This window comes from Bacillus sp. ISL-39, from assembly GCF_018613295.1.
Taxonomy (GTDB): domain Bacteria; phylum Bacillota; class Bacilli; order Bacillales; family Cytobacillaceae; genus Mesobacillus.
Window position 1 is genome coordinate 178,940 of record NZ_JAGGQM010000025.1, and the last position, 19,240, is coordinate 198,179.

General features: G+C 43.5%; 18 protein-coding genes and 1 riboswitch. Of the genes, 3 read left to right on the forward strand and 15 right to left on the reverse strand.

The window, feature by feature from the left end; genetic code table 11:
• Positions 1–101: 101 nt before the first annotated feature.
• Positions 102–998 (reverse strand): GNAT family N-acetyltransferase, encoded by an 897-nt coding sequence (locus J7E37_RS17780; protein ID WP_215025824.1) that lies wholly within the window; start codon positions 996–998, stop codon positions 102–104.
• 308 nt (positions 999–1,306) lie between these two features.
• On the opposite strand from J7E37_RS17780, the gene J7E37_RS17785 reads away from it, so the two are divergent.
• Complete coding sequence (locus J7E37_RS17785) at positions 1,307–2,170, forward strand: STAS domain-containing protein (protein ID WP_215025826.1); 864 nt, start codon at positions 1,307–1,309, stop codon at positions 2,168–2,170.
• A gap of 157 nt (positions 2,171–2,327) precedes the next feature.
• On the opposite strand, the gene ilvA is transcribed toward J7E37_RS17785, so the two are convergent.
• The 11 genes from ilvA to J7E37_RS17840 all read right to left on the reverse strand — a co-directional run bounded on the left by ilvA (position 2,328) and on the right by J7E37_RS17840 (position 13,476).
• Complete coding sequence (gene ilvA / locus J7E37_RS17790; RefSeq protein ID WP_215025829.1) at positions 2,328–3,533, reverse strand: threonine ammonia-lyase; 1,206 nt, start codon at positions 3,531–3,533, stop codon at positions 2,328–2,330.
• Positions 3,534–3,859: 326 nt separating this feature from the next.
• Positions 3,860–4,585: a twin-arginine translocase subunit TatC gene (gene tatC / locus J7E37_RS17795; protein WP_215025832.1), complete on the reverse strand. Its 726-nt coding sequence runs from the start codon at positions 4,583–4,585 to the stop codon at positions 3,860–3,862.
• A gap of 61 nt (positions 4,586–4,646) precedes the next feature.
• A complete protein-coding gene (locus J7E37_RS17800) occupies positions 4,647–4,841 on the reverse strand; it encodes a twin-arginine translocase TatA/TatE family subunit (RefSeq protein WP_215025835.1) in 195 nt (64 codons plus the stop codon).
• 130 nt (positions 4,842–4,971) lie between these two features.
• Positions 4,972–6,405: an alkaline phosphatase PhoX gene (locus J7E37_RS17805; RefSeq protein WP_215025839.1), complete on the reverse strand. Its 1,434-nt coding sequence runs from the start codon at positions 6,403–6,405 to the stop codon at positions 4,972–4,974.
• 354 nt (positions 6,406–6,759) lie between these two features.
• A complete protein-coding gene (locus tag J7E37_RS17810; RefSeq protein ID WP_215025842.1) occupies positions 6,760–7,782 on the reverse strand; it encodes a MoeB/ThiF family adenylyltransferase in 1,023 nt (340 codons plus the stop codon).
• Positions 7,779–8,546: a thiazole synthase gene (locus J7E37_RS17815; protein ID WP_215025845.1), complete on the reverse strand. Its 768-nt coding sequence runs from the start codon at positions 8,544–8,546 to the stop codon at positions 7,779–7,781. The genes J7E37_RS17810 and J7E37_RS17815 overlap by 4 nt, the downstream gene beginning before the upstream one ends.
• Before the next feature lies 1 nt (position 8,547).
• Entirely contained in the window at positions 8,548–8,751 is a 204-nt protein-coding gene (gene thiS, locus J7E37_RS17820) for a sulfur carrier protein ThiS (protein WP_215025848.1), read from the reverse strand.
• Positions 8,748–9,884: a glycine oxidase ThiO gene (gene thiO, locus J7E37_RS17825; RefSeq protein WP_215025851.1), complete on the reverse strand. Its 1,137-nt coding sequence runs from the start codon at positions 9,882–9,884 to the stop codon at positions 8,748–8,750. Before thiO ends, thiS begins: the two co-directional genes overlap by 4 nt.
• Entirely contained in the window at positions 9,881–10,492 is a 612-nt protein-coding gene (gene tenI, locus J7E37_RS17830) for a thiazole tautomerase TenI (RefSeq protein WP_215025854.1), read from the reverse strand. The genes thiO and tenI overlap by 4 nt, the downstream gene beginning before the upstream one ends.
• A gap of 89 nt (positions 10,493–10,581) precedes the next feature.
• Positions 10,582–12,369 carry a phosphomethylpyrimidine synthase ThiC gene (gene thiC / locus J7E37_RS17835; protein WP_215025857.1) on the reverse strand — a complete coding sequence of 596 codons (1,788 nt, stop codon included), beginning with the start codon at positions 12,367–12,369 and terminating at the stop codon, positions 10,582–10,584.
• A 128-nt stretch (positions 12,370–12,497) separates the two neighbouring features.
• A riboswitch (TPP riboswitch) is annotated at positions 12,498–12,611 on the reverse strand.
• A 382-nt stretch (positions 12,612–12,993) separates the two neighbouring features.
• The gene (locus J7E37_RS17840; RefSeq protein ID WP_215025860.1) at positions 12,994–13,476 is read right to left on the reverse strand and encodes an Lrp/AsnC family transcriptional regulator; all 483 of its coding nucleotides are present in this window, start codon (positions 13,474–13,476) and stop codon (positions 12,994–12,996) included.
• A 209-nt stretch (positions 13,477–13,685) separates the two neighbouring features.
• Between J7E37_RS17840 and J7E37_RS17845 the strand changes: the two genes are divergently transcribed.
• Complete coding sequence (locus tag J7E37_RS17845; RefSeq protein WP_215025863.1) at positions 13,686–14,633, forward strand: DMT family transporter; 948 nt, start codon at positions 13,686–13,688, stop codon at positions 14,631–14,633.
• A 135-nt stretch (positions 14,634–14,768) separates the two neighbouring features.
• Here the strand turns inward: J7E37_RS17845 and J7E37_RS17850 are convergent, their stop codons facing one another.
• The 3 genes from J7E37_RS17850 to J7E37_RS17860 all read right to left on the reverse strand — a co-directional run bounded on the left by J7E37_RS17850 (position 14,769) and on the right by J7E37_RS17860 (position 17,368).
• Positions 14,769–15,005: a Rossmann-fold NAD(P)-binding domain-containing protein gene (locus tag J7E37_RS17850; RefSeq protein ID WP_215025866.1), complete on the reverse strand. Its 237-nt coding sequence runs from the start codon at positions 15,003–15,005 to the stop codon at positions 14,769–14,771.
• A gap of 57 nt (positions 15,006–15,062) precedes the next feature.
• Positions 15,063–16,481, reverse strand: a complete 1,419-nt coding sequence (locus J7E37_RS17855) for a hypothetical protein (RefSeq protein WP_215025869.1) — start codon at positions 16,479–16,481, stop codon at positions 15,063–15,065.
• A gap of 215 nt (positions 16,482–16,696) precedes the next feature.
• A complete protein-coding gene (locus J7E37_RS17860) occupies positions 16,697–17,368 on the reverse strand; it encodes an HAD family hydrolase (RefSeq protein WP_215025872.1) in 672 nt (223 codons plus the stop codon).
• 502 nt (positions 17,369–17,870) lie between these two features.
• On the opposite strand from J7E37_RS17860, the gene cypC reads away from it, so the two are divergent.
• Positions 17,871–19,127, forward strand: coding sequence for a CYP152 family fatty-acid peroxygenase CypC (gene cypC, locus J7E37_RS17865; RefSeq protein WP_215025875.1), 1,257 nt, complete (start codon positions 17,871–17,873; stop codon positions 19,125–19,127).
• The last annotated feature ends 113 nt before the right edge of the window (positions 19,128–19,240 follow it).

Sequence of the window (19,240 nt, forward strand, 5' to 3'; positions counted from 1 at the left end):
TAAGGAGAAGAAAATAAAAAGGAACGGCTTGAGAGCCGTTCCGCTGTACCTTTCCCTGGTAAATGAATCGAGTACAGCAGAGCCCGAGGAACGACCATGCCTCACTTCAGTTCATATCGATAACAGACGACCCCTTCTGTCTGCTCGAAGCCTTCCTGCAGGTATAGCGCTTTAGCTTGTTGATTGTCTGCATTTACACACAGCACGCATCGATCGTATCCTTTTTCCTTAGCAAACTTGATCGAAGTTTTTAAGAGGGCCCTTCCCAATCCTTTTCCCTGGTATTCCGGCAAAATGGCCAGTGGCCCGATGTTCATGATTGGTGAATCTTCATATTCATCGTCAGCACCTCTTACGACCCCAACTGGCTGGTCGTTCTCATAAAGAATCATCATGCCGCCATCCAGGTAATCAGAATCTGACGGCATTTTTGCGACCATCTCGGGTGTAATTGCCGTCTCACTTCCCTTCAGCGTCGAGAACGCGGCATTCCTAACCTTGCACCAGGCTTCCTCATCCAAGCCAGGCCTGAAACTCCTAATCTCAAAACCTTTTGGAAGAGACAGTTCCTTTATCTCCAAACCCTCCCTGACGAGCAGAAAGGTATATCTCTCTACAGCAAAATCCAGCTTCTCCATGGCATCCTTCAGCTTCTGATTGAGCAAGGGGACAAATAAAAACACATGATCTAATGACTCTGTATGCTTCAATATCTGCTCGAACAGCCTTTTATAGTCCTGGTCATCATGTGACTCACAGTGAAAAATCCGGAATCTTGCCCTTTTCCCTCTGCGATGATAGTCATCGAGAATCAGCGAGGCAGCACCATTTATCTGCGCTTTTGAGTCAGTCACAATATAAGTAGGATTTTCTGCATCCACCTTAAAACTCTGGAAGTCTTCATCATACAAAAAAGAATCATCCAGCTCCTTTCGATGTTTTTTACAGTATTCGAAAAAATCTCCCTGCCGCTCTGTTTTTAGTGCTTCCACCTTCATGATGATTCATCCCTTCAAAAAAAGACGTTTTTCAGCTTCACATGATAGGAAAACTGCTCCCTTATCCCGCCCTGCTTCAATACCAAATCTATATTCTTTATTCCGCGGAAATATCCTGCTTTTAAGGTTTAGAATTTACCTCAGCCTGGTCGGAAAAATACTGTTTCTCAGACTAATATAAGCAAGGGTCAAAGCCAAATATTGCACGCGCAATCCTGCGCATACAATAAATTGATTTTATAGCACATCTTCTATATATTTAACTTAAAATAGCCATTCGGAAATCAGACTAAAATTAAGGAGAAATTATGAATTCTATTAATAATAAGAAACTCTATGATTTTATTACTGAAGACCCTTCCATCCTCACGAATAAATGGTTAAGCAAGAGATCCAACAACCCAGCAAGCGTATACTCTTGTGACAACCATCAAGCAGAGGCACGCTTAAGGGAACAGAACGGCCTTTTTATTAAAACATTAGCCAAAGTACTCATAGTTGCACATAAAGATGTAAATGAAGAGATTAAATCATGGGCACAAACCGTTGCGATGGACCGTGTGGAAACGAGGACCCCCATCCATGAGGTCATTCATCAATTCGGGGTGTTCAGAGGTATTTTCTGGGAACATATTCACCAATTTATTATAGTAAACAGAGGGGACATTACCGATTCAGAAATTCTGCAGTGGAGCAAATTGATCCATTCTACATTCGATACAATTATTGAAACCTTTGCTGAAAAATATTATGGCTATTACCATGATCGACTTTCAGTGCAAAGTGAATTGATCAATGAATTGAGTGCCCCGGTTATACCACTCTCTGATTCTATCGGGGTATTGCCGCTTGTGGGAGAAATCGATACCCAGCGTGCAAAGTACATTACGGAATCTATACTGATGCAAAGCAAAAATTATAGTTTAACCCATCTGTTCATCGATTTATCAGGTGTTTCCATTATCGATACAATGGTAGCAAACCAGTTATTCCAAATTATCGACATCTTGAAGTTAATCGGAGTAAAGGTACATATCAGCGGCATCCGCCCAGAAATAGCACAGACAGCAGTCCAGCTAGGAATCAACTTTCATAAAGTGCCAACACAGGCAACCTTAAAGCAAGCATTGAAGGCGAATAAAATCCTTATGTCGGATACTCATATGGCATAAAAGTAAAAGCAATGGGACATCCCTTTGCTTTTACTTTTATGAAGCATAGTTGGGCACAGCGGAGGTTCTCGCTTCTCAGCCGGGCACCGGAATCGTTATGAGAAGATTGTTTTTGTTTGAGACATAGAACTGTGCCTGCACCTATTTATATCCATGGTCATTCCTCTATTTTCAGCTGAAAGCCCTGGCCTCTTAAATTCTTATAAAGCTGCTCGATATGTGCATGATCCTTCGTTTCTACTGAGATCTCCAGCAGCGCATTGCCTGGATAGATATGCTTGCCGATCCGGTGAAGATTGACAAATTGCACGTTCGCATTCAGATCAGTTACAGAGCTTAAAACCCTTTGCAGTTCCCCCGGCTTATCTTTTACATTAATCGTAAAATGGGCAAACCTTCCCGATTCAACCAAGCCGCGTTCAATGATCCGGGAAATGAAATTGACATCCACATTTCCCCCGCTTAAAACAGCAGCAACCTTCTTGCCGCTAAGATTCACTTTGTCATACAGCAGGGCAGCCAGCGGACTTGCCCCCGATCCTTCAACCAGCAGCTTATTTCTCTCCAGGACAAGGAGCATGGTCCTGGCGATTTCCATCTCATCCACACAAAAAATGCCATCAACATATTCCCTGATGATTTCAAAAGTCTTCTGCCCGGGTTTCTGGACAGCAATTCCATCTGCCATCGTCGGGGCTGCTTCAACCGCAACTGGCTGGTTCTCTTTTAACGACTGTTTCATGCTCGGACATGCAAGCGTCTGGACACCGTATACTTTAATGTCTGGTTTCTTCTCTTTCACCGCCATTGCTACACCCGCAATCAGGCCTCCCCCGCCAACTGGACAGATAATTGCCTCGACATCCGGAAGCTGATCAAGGATTTCAAGTCCAACCGTCCCTTGTCCAGCGATGACGGCTTCATCATCAAAAGCATGGATAAAAGTGGCACCTAGCTTGTCTTTCAGCTCCAGTGCATATGCCAGTGCATCATCAAAAACGGCACCTTCGAGGATGACTTCAGCTCCGTATTGCCGCGTTGCCAGAACCTTGCTGAGGGGGGCACCTTTCGGCATGACAATTGTACATGGAATGCCAAGCATCTGGCTCGAATACGCCACACCCTGAGCATGGTTTCCGGCAGAAGCTGCCACTACTCCCTTCTGAAGCTCTTCAGGAGACAAAGAGATCATTTTGTTATAAGAGCCCCTGACCTTGAAGGAACCTGTCTTTTGCAGGTTCTCAAGCTTCAAAAACACTTCATTATTCGAAAGGGTGCTGAACGTTTTAGAATAATCAAGAGGGGTCGAATGCACAATCCCCTTCATTTTTTCACGTGCTAAAATCACATCATCCAAATTCATTGTGAAGCCCCCTGATTTCCATTCATTTCTTTTTATGTTGCTCAGGATGAGGAAAAGTATGTAAAATGCAATCTGAATGGGACTTCTCAGCGAGTGATAGATGCTGCCATGACCTATACATTTATTTTAGTACTGATTAACTTCTTTATTGTTTTTTTGATGTGGAGAATAGTTCAAAAATCTATTTTTACTCAATTCGATTCTTTACTTGTATTTTATTTATTATCAGTTTGGAGATTTAGGCCTTGGTAAATTCAGATAGATTACAAGCGGGACATCCTCATGTAAGGGACTGCCTGTTCTCTTGTCCAGCCAGATAGCAAAGTTCATGCTGCCGATAATTCAGATCCCTGTTTTCGTCTATAAACGATCTTCGATAATAGAACGCTGCATTCGTACAAAAACAGCAGCGGGATAATGACAAGTATGTCTGACAGAAGATCAGGGGGCGTGATGAGAACAGCTGTGACAATCAGCATAAAATAAGAATACTTCCTGGCTTTTTGTAAACGGTATGGATTCAACACACCAAGGCTTGTCAAAAACATGATAATGACAGGAAGTTCAAATAGGAAACCAAAGGGCAGGATCATATGAATTAAAAAACGAAAGTATTTCTCTGTTGTGAAAAATTCCATGAACATGTCTTTTGATAGCGACAGCAGGAATTGAAACACCAGCGGAAAAATAACAAAATAACCAAAACTAATGCCCGCTATAAAAAGCATGAAGAGTGCTGGTATGTAGGCTAATGTAACTTTTTTCTCTTTTTCTGATAAAGCAGGTCTTACAAAAAGCCAAATCTGATGGGCTGCAATGGGAATTGTACCTGCTAAGGCAATAACAGCGGCAAGCATCAAATACACCCACAAAATATCACTTGGACCGAGAACGGCTAATTTAATGGATAAGTCCTGGACCAGCCAATGGTAAATATCCTGTACATAGATCAATGCCAGCATGACAATCAACATAAAGCTTCCAACGATGATCATCACTCGTTTTCGCAATTCACTCAAGTGGTCTACAAGATTCATCTGTTTTCCATCCATGAAATCACCTCTAAAAAAAGAAGATGAAAGTATGGTAGATACCTGCATCTCCTTCTCTTTCTTATTGAGTTACACTGCTTTTGTTTTCGTCTTTTTTCAGCTCGTCATCTGAAACCAGCTCACGAGTTGATTTTTTAAACTCTTTTAAAGTCGATCCAAACGCACGGCCAATTTCGGGCAGCTTGGATGGACCAAAAATAATCAATGCAATGACAAGAACAAGAATCAAACCAGGTATTCCTATATTCTGTAACATTTATATAACCTCCATTACTTAAAGGTTCTCTCCTGGTCACGCGCCCACCAACAAATAACCGGAATGTTAAAAAAGATGTAAACCATACAAAGTGTTCAGCTTACATCTTTTTATGGTATCAACTAACGATTTAAATCATTTTTATTCCATGACGCTCAAATGCTGCTGCTTCCAGGATGGACATACCCTGCGCCTTGGCAGCCTTGGCCATTTTTTCAGAAACCTGCGGTGCAAGATTAGCTGGTGCAGCAAAGGACATTTCCCTTGCGCGCGCAGCATTACGGCGCTGGAATGGTCCCCAAATCGCAAACGTTTTGCCAGGGCTTTGGATATTGACAAATAAGGTATTCCCGTCTGGCGAGAAGGTTGGTCCTGCCAATTCCGCACCGCTTAAACGGTTGGCAGCAAAAGGATAAACCTTGCCTTCTGGTGTAATTCCCATAATGCGGTCCTGTCCAGAACCATCTTCTGCATACCAGAGGTCGCCCCAAGGGGTACAGCAGATATTGTCCGGATATTCCATGTATCGCGCATCATTTCCCTCGTAGAAAAGCTCCAATGTATTCGTGTGAGGAACATAACGATAAACTCGTCCAAGTTTTTTATCACCTGCAGAGGTATCATCGAACCAGAAGACCCCTTCTTGGAAGAAGGCTCCCTCAAGTCTGGAGAACACAATGCATTTTTGTGCAGCTGCTTCTTCTCGGCACCAATGCGGATCTACTTCCTTCCAAACAATTTTGAAAGTTTGTCCTGTTTTAAATGTGCTGGCTGATGGGTCAGCGACTTCTTCAATCGCAGCCGCATACAGCTTGCCGCCTTTCTGCAGCGCACCTGGCTTTTGGCTCAGGTCATTTGGGATAAAACGATACAGGAAGCTCGGGCTTGCATCTTCGGTTAAGTAGACATATCCTGTCGCTGGGTCAATCGCACATGCTTCGTGTGAAAAACGGCCCATTTCCTTGATTGGCGTTTTGGACATATCGTTTTCAGGCTGCGATGGATCGACTTCAAATACATATCCATGTCCCTCGGAACGGTTTTCTTCGCAAGTTAACCAAGTGCCCCAAGGTGTTGCCCCACCTGCACAATTTCTGATTGTTCCTGAAGATGTCACATATTCCTTGATCACTTCCCGATTTGCTCCTACAACAAGAGCTGTTGTTCCACCCTGAGCATTTGCATCATAAGGATTTCTTCCAAATGCCGGACCGGATGATAATTCATGATTACGAACAAGAACCGTCGTATTGTTCGGCCCTTCAAAAGCTGCCATACCATCAAAAGCTCCCGGAATCTTGGTGCCGTCTGTCATCAGGTCGCCTTCCTTGGAGATGATTTTGTAATGGAAACCTTTTGGAAGATCGAGGATACCATTAGGATCTGGAGTCAAATCTCCATACCCGCCAAATCCGCTGGCTGGATTATCAGCGGAAGCCGCAAGTGCAGTTGAACCAATTCCCATGACTCCAGTGGAACCAAGAGTAAGAGCAAGCGCGCCCATCCCTCCCGCTTTTAAGAAATCCCTTCGATTCAAGCCATTATTAGACATTTGCTCAGTCATACCTTATCTCTCCTCATCTATGTATATTTGAACCTAGTAATAGATTAATGGGAAATCATTAAGGTAAAAGCATAGTTTTGTAAATATTCAGTATAAAGATGGTAAAGGAAAATTAACAATAACGATAAACTAAACAAAAGACCCTTTGTATTAAAACTCTTTTTAAGAGTCTAATACAAAGGGCACATTTACTTGTCTGTCAGGCTTTTTCTCTTCTATCAATCTAAGATCCGATATCTCTTAAGGTCTTCCTATAAAACGGCAGGTCTTCGCACAAGTCAGAAAATAACTTCCGCTGATTAATGTTTAATCTTCTTCTAAACCTGGATGCATACTTTTTTAGCACTTTAAACCTCATGGCCTCAAGTAACGATAGTAAAGTTTTTTAGCCTGAAGAACGTCAGCCGCTCCATGAACAAGCACTCTCCCATCATTAAAGATAACCAACCGGGTTTGGTCCATTGAAAATGTGAGCAAATAGGGATTCCGCTCGACAGGAATACCTTGAGTTAGGAGGGATCTTTCCAATAATGAAAGGTCTGGATGCTGAATGCCTGATGGCCTGATTTGGACCGTTTCCCTGCCACATAGAAGAACAGTCTTTGTCTGATTTTCATAGTTCAGGAAGGGATAGACTGGAGCCTGTCCGCATGATAGGCATTCGGGATTTTTCAAGGCCATTACCTCAATGGAACTATATTGATTTTTCCAAAGATCGAAAGACACAAGAGTTCCGCGCAGGGATTCGAAGTCTTCAACCAAAATTTTCAATGCCTCAGCGGACTGATGGGATGCGACCATTTGAATAGCAGGCTGGATGACTCCAACTGTATCACAGGTGACTCCTCCCAATGGCAATTTATCCATAAGGCAATTTAGGCAAGGTGACACCCCTGGCAATAACGTAAAGCTTAATCCATAGCTGCCAACACAGCCTCCATAGACCCATGGGATCTTGTGCTTTTGCGCAAGGTCATTGATGATAAAACGAATATCAAAATTATCTGTTGCGTCAATGACCATATCGATTCCACATACCAATTCCTCTAATTCCTGCACTCCTATGTCCAGAATTTGCGGGATTATATTCACCTCGGAATTTATTGCCGACAATCGGTTTGCGGCCGCAATGGCTTTGGGCGTTTTTTGGATAGCATCTTCTTCACAATAAAGCTGCTGACGCTGAAGATTGCTCCACTCCACATAATCACGGTCAGCAATCGTAATCGTTCCGACACCCGCCCTCGTGAGCGTTTCCGCATTAGCAGCCCCTAGCGCACCGGCTCCAATAATCAGGACATGTTTGTCCCTGAGCTTTTTCTGTCCTTCTATTCCAATCGGTGAAAATAAGATCTGTCGGGAGTAACGTTCATTCAATGAATAACCATCCCTTCCTCCGGGCTGCTTGCTGTGGCATATCGTTTTCTCGGCATCCGTCCCGCTTCATACCCCAACCGGCCTGCTTCAACGGCCAGTTTCATGGCTTTGGCCATTTTGACCGGATCTTTCGCAGCCGAAACTGCTGTATTTAATAAAATGCCATCAGCACCTAGCTCCATGGCCAGTGCTACATCTGCCGGGCTTCCAATTCCGGCATCCACAATGACTGGCACCTTCGCCTGCTCCGTAATGAATTGAAGATTGAGAGGGTTGATGATTCCCTGTCCCGAACCAATTGGCGAAGCACAAGGCATCACAGCATGGCACCCGAGTTCTTCCATTCTTCTTGCCAGCACCACATCATCAGAAATATACGGCAATACAATGAATCCTTCATTTAAAAGGATTTCCGCAGCTTTAATCGTTTCAACGGGATCAGGTAAAAGAGTTATGCTGCACCCGATCACCTCCACCTTAATCATGTCACAAAGGCCCGAAGCTTTGGAGAGTCTGGCAATCCGAACCGCTTCCTCCGCTGTCTTTGCTCCTGCCGTATTGGGCAAAAGTTTAAATGTATTCAGATCCAAATTTTCTAAAAAGTTAGGCTGATCCGGTTCAAAAATATTCATCCGGCGGACAGCAAAGGTTAGTACTTCTGCCTCAGATGCTTCTACTGCTGCCTTTTGAACATCTAAGCTTGGATATTTCCCTGTTCCGAGCAACAAACGGGATTTAAATTGATAAGGTCCAATATTCAACATCTCATCCGCCTCCTACAAAATGTACGATTTCGATTCGGTCCCCATCCGACAGCAAGGTATCCTCATGCAAGGATTTTTCGATAATCTGCTGGTTTTGCTCAATAATGACGACCTTCTCCTCTAAATTGAAATGCTGAAGCAGCAAGGAAAGCCGATTGACTGAATCCGGAAGCTCCACTGCATTTCCATTAATTACTACCTTCATAAATGCACCCCTTTTTCTGTCTGGTCTATAGCAAGCCGGCTCAGCTCGAATGGATTGGACTGGTCTCTTTTTCCTTCCAGGAGATCTGCCATCCATTCTCCTGTGATTGGTGCAAGAAGGATTCCGTTACGATAATGACCAGTGGCAATAAATAATCCCTTATAAACAGGATGTTCTCCTAGAAATGGCTGCCCATCAGCCGATTGCGGACGAATTCCTGCCCATCCTCGATCCCATTCTGCCTTCCCGATATCCGGAACCAGGTCTGTTGCTATAGCCATCAGCGATGATAAGCCTTCAATGGTCACTCTCTCATCAAAGGAGTTCGCCTTAACGGTTGCTCCGACCAGCAATCTTCCAGAACGCTTTGGAACGATGTAGCATCCATGTGAAAAAATTGTCCCTTTTATAAGCGGTCTTTCAGGAATAACCGTGAAGCACTCTCCTTTTACCGGAATGATCGGCAGGGAAAGACCCGATCTTCCAATCAGCTCCCTGCTCCAGGCACCGGAAGCGACAATAACTGAAGCTGCCTGGAAATCCCCCATCATAGTTTTTACTCCCAGAACCTTTCCACCTTCTAAAATAAAATCTATTACACTGGTATACTCATAAAATTCAGCTCCAAGAACACATGAAGCTTTCGCAAAGGCAAGAGACAATTCCTTCGCCTCAAGCTGTCCATCTTTTGGGATAAACATAGCGCCCCGCAATTCACTTGATACAGAGGGCTCCCGTTTGAGCAGTTCTTCAATTGAAAGCCATTCAGCCTGCTCTCCTATATCCGCCTGTCTTTCTGTCAATCTTTTCAGTTCTCGCTCCTGGTCTTGATTGACGGCCACTTTATACGTTCCTTTATTTTGGTAGCCTATATGCATCCTGGATAAGTCTTCGAGTTCAGGAATCAGACCTAGATACATCGCCCTGCTTTTGCATGCAAGACTGAAAAGCGGACTATTCTCTGTCAGCTCCGTTTGGGTTCCTAACATACCAGCCGCTGCCCCTGACGCCTTTCCTGCAATCTTTCCCTTTTCTAAAACAGCCACTTTGTATCCTCTTTTCGCCAGCTGAAAAGCGATCGAACTGCCGATGATTCCCCCTCCGATTATTAAGGAGTCAAAATGCTTTCTCATTCCTTATGCCTCCCATGCAGTTTCTTAAAAAATATCTTTGCTGCCTCACGAGGATCTGCAGCCTGTAAAACCCCCGACATCACCGCGATTCCATCTGCTCCAGCTTCTAGTACCTGCTGAACATTTTCTGGTTTTATACCGCCAATTGCTATGACCGGGATCGCCAACCCCTTTTTGACATCCCTAAGAGCTTCGGTCCCCTTTGGCGGAATTCCATCCTTTAAATGCGTGTTGAACAGATGGCCAAATAGGAGATAATCTGCCCCCTGTTTTGCCGCTGCCTGGGCTTCTTCAGGCGAATGCACGGAGCAGCCAAGCGGCAGGCTAGGAAAATGCTCTTTGACCACCTGCACAGGTAGGCTGTGAAAAGCAAGCTGCACACCAGTTTTACATGCCCATGCCACATCCACTCGATCATTGACCACAATTTTTTGAAGAGGGATACCCTCCTTAAGAAGCAGTTCGACACCTTGATAAATCTCTCTTGAAGTCCGATGTTTTTCCCTTAAGTGGAACTTGTCGGCAAAAGCCTCCACCTCACCTGCTATTTCGGCAAAAGCTTTTAGAGAAAGCTTTCCATCTGAAATGACATGCAGCTGCTTCCTCATCCAGATTCCCCCCCATTAAAAGCAGGGACCGCTTTCCTGAATAAAAAGCGGCTCCCGCATTCTACTTTCAACGTCTGTATATCCTCAAATTATCTATAAAGCTTTCCTCCGGTTTTTTTAAATTCCTCGGCTTTTTCGACCAGCCCTCTCTCAATTGCTTCCTCCGTGTCCAGCTGGTGCTCTTTTGAATAATTCCGGATATCCTGGGAAATTCTCATGCTGCAAAATTTTGGTCCGCACATGGAACAGAAGTGGGCAGTTTTAGCCCCTTCAGCCGGCAGCGTTTCATCATGGTATTCCAATGCGCGCTCAGGATCCAAAGAAAGGTTGAATTGATCTTTCCAGCGAAATTCAAAACGGGCTTTTGACAGGGCGTCGTCCCTTTTTTGTGCTCCTGGATGGCCTTTTGCCAGATCGGCGGCATGAGCGGCAATTTTATAAGTGATGACTCCCTCGCGCACATCGTCCTTATTTGGCAAGCCCAAATGTTCTTTTGGCGTCACGTAACAGAGCATGGCTGTACCATACCAGCCAATCATCGCAGCTCCAATTGCAGAGGTGATATGATCATATCCCGGCGCGATATCTGTCGTAAGCGGGCCAAGCGTATAAAAAGGTGCTTCCTGGCAAATCTCCAATTGCTTATCCATGTTTTCCTTGATCAGGTGCATCGGTACATGACCAGGGCCTTCCACCATCACCTGTACGTCATGTTCCCACGCGACCTTCGTCAGCTCCCCAAGTGTTTCGAGCTCAGCAAATTGAGCCTCATCATTGGCATCCGCGATCGATCCCGGCCGCAAACCATCTCCCAGAGAGAACGCCACATCGTAGGTTTTCATGATTTCGCAGATTTCTTCAAAGTGTGTATATAAGAAGTTTTCTTTATGATGATGCAGGCACCATTGAGCCATGATCGAGCCGCCACGCGATACAATACCGGTCAATCGTTTCGCTGTAAGCGGCACATACCTTAAGAGTACGCCGGCATGAATGGTGAAATAATCAACCCCTTGCTCCGCTTGTTCGATAAGGGTATCTCTGTACACTTCCCACGTAAGGTCCTCGGCAATGCCATTGACCTTTTCAAGCGCCTGGTAAATTGGAACGGTCCCCACCGGAACAGCGGAGTTTCGGATAATCCATTCGCGTGTCGTATGAATATTTTTTCCTGTCGACAGATCCATGATTGTATCTGCACCCCATCGGGTAGCCCAAGCCATTTTTTCCACTTCCTCCTCAATCGAGGAGGAAACGGCCGAGTTCCCAATGTTCGCATTTATTTTTACGTGGAAATTCCGGCCGATAATCATTGGCTCCGTCTCAGGATGATTGATATTGGCTGGAATGATGGCCCTGCCTCTTGCCACTTCAGCACGGACAAATTCGGGATCCATATGTTCCCTAATCGCGATAAACTCCATCTCTGGCGTAATGATTCCCTTCTTTGCATAGTGAAGCTGGGTAACATTCTTTCCCTTTTTTGCCCTCAATGGCTTGCGGGATAAGCCTGGAAACACCTTATGATTGGCACGCGGATCTTGCTCATTGCGGTAGCCGTTATCCTCGGGTTTTATTTTTCGGCCATCATACTCTTCTGCATCATCCCGTTCCTGAATCCACCGCCTTCTCAACAAAGGAAGACCTTTTCTAAGATCAGAGGTAAACAAAGGATCCGTATATGGGCCGCTTGTATCATACACACGAACCGGCTCATTGTTTTCCTCTCCAAAGCTGCTGCTGGTCGGGCTTAATCCAATCTCCCGCATCGGAACTCTTATATCCGGCCTAGACCCCTCCACATACACTTTTTTGCTTCCAGAAAAGCTTGACATAATTGAAATGCTGTCCTGGTTTAAAGAATTAGCTGTTGTCATTGATCATCTCTCCCTCTTTAAAATTAAGGGACAAGACCTGGCACCAAGGAAGTTCTCTAGTATGTAAAAAAGCCGGTCCACATAAAGATGGACCGGCTTAACCGCGAATGTTTTTTGCACAAAAAATACTTTGCACATCTTAACTTCCCCACGCTGGTATGATCCAGATCAGGTCCAAAGAGTCAAGAAACTTAGCGCGTTCCTTTCTCAGCCCAAGCCATTGGGCACCCCTAGTTATTGCTATTCAGTTCTTTATTATTATACACAATTTGGAAAACAAACAAAAGTTTTTTAATTCGTATAATCTATGTTCGTTGAAAAATAGCTTTATAATCTACTAAATAAAGTCAACTTAAATCTTTACTCTAGAATACCAAAATAATGCCTGAAGGCTGTCTTCCTCTACGTTCTATCCATTGTTTAATCTATTCATTAGGAAAATTCTCTTTAGTTCCATTCTTCTTTCGCAGGGAAGATTCATTTAAGAAAAAACTATGCCTGCCAAAGACTGGCCAATGCATCGTGACTATCACGTGTAATTCAGCTGCGTTTTCCACTGTCTTGTATACTTTTTTCTGGCACCCGAATTCGTCCCCATGTCACCCATAGCAGCTTGTAAACTGCTCACACTTCCCCACTGATTGGCAGGACGGTCGAGTCTTTGATTTCCCTTAGTGCCAGACTTGTCTGGATTTTGGTGATTCCTAGTTCATTCAGCCTCCTGATAAACATCTCCAGCCCCTTGCGATCTTTGCAGGCTACCTTTAACAGATAATCATACTCCCCAGTGAGGCAATGGCACTCTAACACCTCTTCCATTGTTTCTAGTGTTTCTTCCAATGATTCCAACTTTTCTAACTGATGCATATTGGTGCTCATAAAAACAAAGCACAGTAAATCAAAGCCAAGCTTCTCGTGATTCAAAATTGCGACCTGCTTTTTAATATATCCTTCACCTTCCAGTCGCTTGATTCTGGCGTGAACTGCGGGCGCAGATAAATTCACTCGCTTAGAGAGTTCCAGGTTGCTTAACTGAGCATCCTTTTGCAAGAAGTCCAGGATTTTAATATCCACATTATCCAAAACCTTGCTTACAACAGATTCCAAGATTCAACCCCCTTTTTAAAAATTCCGAATACCAGCGAAATAACCGCCAATATTTGAATTTATTAAACTATATTTACATTATATTTTTAATAATTTTGAATTAAATTAATTATACAAAATTATCTTTTGTATTTTAAGGGAAATGTTAAAATAATTCATATAACTTAAGTCGTTGTGCACAATGGTACTGATCAGGGGGGCCAAATGACGTGAAATATCATTTCCTATTACTTTTAACGAGCTTTCTTTGGGGCGGAAATTTTATCGTGGGGAAGACGCTTGTAGACCATGCTTCTCCAATCACCTTGACCATTTTAAGATGGGCCATCGCGATCATCTGTCTCATTCCGCTTGTATGGTGGAAAGAGAAAAAGCTGATCCCCCCAAAAGAATCCATTATGCCTCTTTTCATAATGGGAGTCACCGGGGTCGCCTTATTCCAGGCATTGCAATTCATGGCACTTGAAAAGACTTCGGCAACGAACGTTGGCTTAATCTCGACATTGAATATGTTTTCGATTGCGGCATTCTCATCTCTTTTCCTAAAAGAAAAGCTAAATAAATTTCAGTTCCTCGCCATGATCATCTCTTTATTTGGTGTTTTGCTCGTCCTTTCAAAAGGGAATATAAATTCATTATTTTCCTTACAGTTCAATAAAGGCGATCTTTATATGACGACAGCTGTGGGAATGTGGGGGATTTATTCGGTCAGCAGCAAGTGGGCGATGGCGACCGTCACACCGTTGATGTCCATACTCTACTCTGGTATTTTCGGCCTACTCGTTTTGCTCCCTTTTTCCATCAGGGATTTCACGGTAACCAACTTGAATTCCTCCTTTATGCAAGGCATTTTATATACAGGCCTGGTCTCGACCGTGCTTTGTATGGTTCTCTGGAATATCGGAGTCAATAAACTAGGACCAAGCATTTCCGGGTTGTTCCTTAATTTCAACCCCATTTTTACAGCTCTCTTGGCATTTACTTTTTTAGGAGAGAAGATGACATGGATTCAAGCCGCTGGCAGTTTCATTGTTATTGCAGGCTGCTTTTTATTTACGATTCTGAAAAACAAGCCTATCAGGTTTAGGATTCCGATTTCTGTCCGTATTTTAGAGGGTGAAGATAGCAAAGCAGAAAAAATGCCTGTTCCCCGTTGAACAGGCATTTATAATTCATACTCCCATAGCCCGACCCTTCCTTTAGCCGGAATGAAGCTGTCCCGCGTTCTCTTGGTGAAAATAAATCTCCTGCTGCAGCAAAAGAAATCGACATCAGCAATCCGCCGCCAAAACTTAAATCCAGTTCTCTTTATAATCCTCTACATACTGCTTCATTTTTGTCGGCTTTCGTCCTGCAGCTTTTTCAAAATCGTATTTGATCCCCTTGGCCATCATAAGCTTTGTTGGAAAATGAATCCCCACGACCACATTTATAAAAGCTTCATCGACACCGGAAGCCAGCATATGCTCCTTGAATTCCTTTACCGAAGGGTTGATATATTCAACCTCCATCCCCATCGCTTCAGACATGATGGCAGCCACTTAAGGCTTTCCCTCATCTCCAAATGGATTCACTAGCCCGAGACTTCAGCCCGTCTCCTGGTCGCTCCTTAATTGTGTATATATTTGCTGATAGGCTGACGCCTCGTTTACCATGCCTTTTTGCTGATACATTTTGCACAGCTGCCTGACCGGAGCTGGGTCAGCCGGATTGAGCTCCATTTCCCAGAAGAAACATTCGATTGCCTGATCATATTGATTGAAATCTGCGTAAAATTGCCCCAATTCCATCATTCTGTCAGGATTCTCCGTAAGGGCGGCCATTTCATTGATTTTTCGGATGGCAATAGAATGTGGAAAGCTTTTCTGAATCGGCTTCAGTTTTTCACAGACTACCTTCAAATCATGCCCCTCCATTAGCTTTGCTGTCAGCTGCAGAATTCTTTGTTCAACTTGCCTCGGGTCATTTTCCTGAGCAACCTGCTGATGAAGCAGCAGAAACTCATCCAAGTGAGAAGAAACAAATTCAGCATCAACCTGCTTCCAAATTTCATTAAGGAGCAGATGAAACTCTGCCGGCAGATCCTCTATAAAAGGGAATAAATAAACGGCTGCTTTCTCATATTGCCCCGCTCTCATCAATCCTTCAATAAAAGTTCGAGCTTCCGGTACCCATTTATATGGATTGATTTCAGCATAGGATAAGACTAGAATCCAGTTTTCGAGCGGGATGTACTTCAAAGCCAACTCTGTTTGCCGCTTAACGGATTCAGAAGTAAGATTTCCTTTGTCATCCATCCAAACCAGCAGCCATTCTGCATATCGTTCTTCGTTTTTTAATATCTTTTCGAACATTTGAAAATGTTCGTTGTTTTTTCGATTCATAAAGCAATGAAACTCTGCAAATAAGGGGTCTTTCTTTTGGATTGCTGGTAAAGATGAAGTAGTGTAGAAACTGGAATATGAGCTGTATTCCCGGGAATGGAGGAGATTGCTGAGTTTTTCCAGTGAGGGAGATATGTCGGACAAAAGACGAATCGATTGATAGGCTTTGGAAAAACTGCCGTTTCTTCTGTAGTCGAAGAAGATATTTTCGATGAGTTTGGTGAGCTGTTCTGGTGTGAAAAACGAGTCGAGTGCTGCGGCAATACATGGTATTTCAAGGAGAGAATAATGGCGCTGGAGATGATGGAAGAGCTTGTTTTTAGCTGGTATGGTTAAAGCCGTGGCGGGAATGAGTACAGGCAGAAGCGGATGCTTTTGATCTATGACGATCCCTTCATTCAGCACTTTATCAATAAATGAACCTTTTTGAACCTTTTCAATTTGATCACCATAGATAAGGGCATTTTTGTAGAAAATCAGATAGTATTTTTCGGTTAATTCAGTTTGGACCTCGGCAACCATAAACCTCGCGAAGATCGCTGTCCGCACAACTTCTCCATTAACCATAACCCTATTAGATTTGAACGATATTTTTGTCGGCATTGTCAGTTCACTATTCATGAAACATTGAGCCTCCTAAGGAATCGTATTTATGTCTATAGTTTCATTATACGTTACCCTTATTAAAAAAGCGACGACACTCCTTGTTCCACTGAAAACGACTTAACCAGGCAGAGGGACGGTTCTTACCCTCTCTAACGTTTACATCATTACACTTTTTGTTAGACACGAGAACCATCCGCCTGGTCGACAATTGTCTCACCTATCGCCTGGAACTATTCCGATAGTGAATAGCTCAAGTCCAAAATCCCCTTTAACTGTTCAACGCTATCGACAATATAAGTAGGCTGGGAATTCTTTAACTCTTCAAGAGACCCATATCCATACGTCACCCCTATTGAGTCAATACCATTATTACCCGCACCCTCAATATCATGCTTCCTGTCGCCAACCATAATAAATTCTTCCGGCTTATACTGATTGTACTCATTTAGTATGAACTCAATAATTTCAGTTTTTGATGTTCTAGTTCCATTTAGGTTACTTCCAACCACAAGGTCAAAATAATGGTCTATCTTAAAATGCTTTACTATATGGTCAGCAAATACGGTAGGTTTGGAAGTAGCTATAACTAAACTGAAATTCTGTTCTCTTAGAAATTTTAATAGATCAGGAATGTTTGGATATAACTCATTTTCGAGTATCCCTTTTTCCTTAAACCTTTCTCTGTAAAAACCAATTGCTTTCTCAGTTTGGCGTTCATCAAAATCGAAGTACTCAGCGAATGAAACCTGAAGCGGAGGCCCAATAAAACCCTCAAGTTGATCGGCATCAGGTGCGGCTATATTCATTTTTTCCAGGGCGTATTGAACCGATCTGGTAATTCCGGCTTTCGGGTCTGTAATCGTGCCGTCTAAATCCAATAAAATCACTTTATATGCAGCCATGTAAATCTCCCTTCCCATACCATAAACTGTTCCAACTAAAATCCCCCGACAATTAATAGTTCTCCATGCATTCTATTCTTCCTTCACGTGAAGCAGAGGGACGGACCTTTTGCTTCAAAAATCAAGGTCCCCTTTCTATCTTTAATGTCTCTTGAGGTGACGCCAGGAGTTATCTTCGGGCTTACTCATTTGAGTGGTAACCATTAAAAATAAAATGGCCAGTATAGGCAATCCGGCTAGAACCCCACATACCAGGCCGTCAACCGACATGATATATTCATACTCCTTCGTGTAATTGTTCATATTAAGTAACATGATCAGAGATAATTTACGGTTTAATCTATTTTACACTTAACTACTTGAGGAATTTAGTCATGCACTGGACTTATTCAGTTTAGATGCTGACGAAAATCATTGACAGGGACTAGTCCGAGGGCCTCGTTTGGCTGCTTCAAGAGGTGGTATATAGAAAAGGTACTTCTAATATAAAGGGGGAACAAAAATGACAGAACATAAAGAAATGCCGAAAGAGACAGGATTGATTGAAAACTACCGCCTCCTCAGGGAAGGCTATCAATACATAATGAACCGGAGTGATAAGTACGGCACTCCAGTTTTCGAAACCAACCTTTTAGGGGAAACCGGCATTTGTATGATTGGAAAAGATGCGGCGGAGATTTTTTATGACAATAGCCGTTTCAAACGGGAAAATGCAGCTCCTAAACTCGCGCAAAAAACACTATTTGGCGAAGGTGGCGTTCAAGGTCTGGACGGTGAGCGTCATTTGAACAGAAAAGCCATGTTCATGTCTTTGATGACGAAAGAGTCTCTTGATGAAGTTCAGACAATCTTTGCAGAAAAGTGGGAGCGTTATAGCAAGAAGTGGGAAGCTGAGAAGGAAATCATCCTTTATGATGAAGTGAAAAAAATGTTGACGGAAACAGCCTTCGAATGGACAGGGATTCCTCTTCAAAATGACGAATTGAAGGAGTGGACAGACGAGCTCAGCGACATGTTTGAAGGCGCGGCAAGTATTGGTTGGAAACATTGGCAGGCTCGTCGATCGCGCTCAAAAGCAGAAGAATGGCTCGAAGCATTAGTGGCAAAGGTTCGTGACAAAGAAATTCATCTGAATGAGCAACGAGCGCTTTATCAATTTTCTTTTCACAAAAATCCAAATGGAGAATTACTAGATTCATCTATTGTGGCGGTTGAACTATTAAATTTAGTGCGGCCGATTGTAGCGATCTCTGTCTATGTGGATTTCACTGCCCTGGCTGTTTATGAATACCCAGAGGAAGCCTCGAAAGTGAAAAATGGAGGCAAGGAAGAACAACAGCGATTTATTCAGGAAGTGCGGCGTTTTTATCCGTTTTTTCCGTTTGCAGCTGCTCGAGTGAAGCAGGATTTCGATTGGAAGGGCTATACGTTTAAAAAAGACACCCTTACTCTCCTGGATTTATACGGTACCAACCATCATCCTGAAGTATGGGAGCAGCCGGAAGTATTTGCTCCTGACCGGTTTCTCTCATGGTCTGGCAGTCCGTTTGACTTTATCCCTCAAGGCGGTGGAGAATATGATATCGGCCACCGCTGTGCTGGAGAGTGGATGACACTGGACCTTCTCAGGGTGTCGGTTGATTACTTGGTAAATCGTTTAAGGTTTACGGTCCCGAAGCAGGACTTAAGCTACAGCATGAATGATATTCCAAGTCTGCCTGAGAGTAAAATGAAGCTGACAAACGTAAAGAGAATATAATATGTTTTGAGACAGAGGGAGACATGGAGCAAAGCAGAAGCAGAGGGACGGAGCTTTTGTTTCCAAAAACAATTCCGAAAAAGGAGCAAAAGGTACGTCCCCATGCTCCCCCT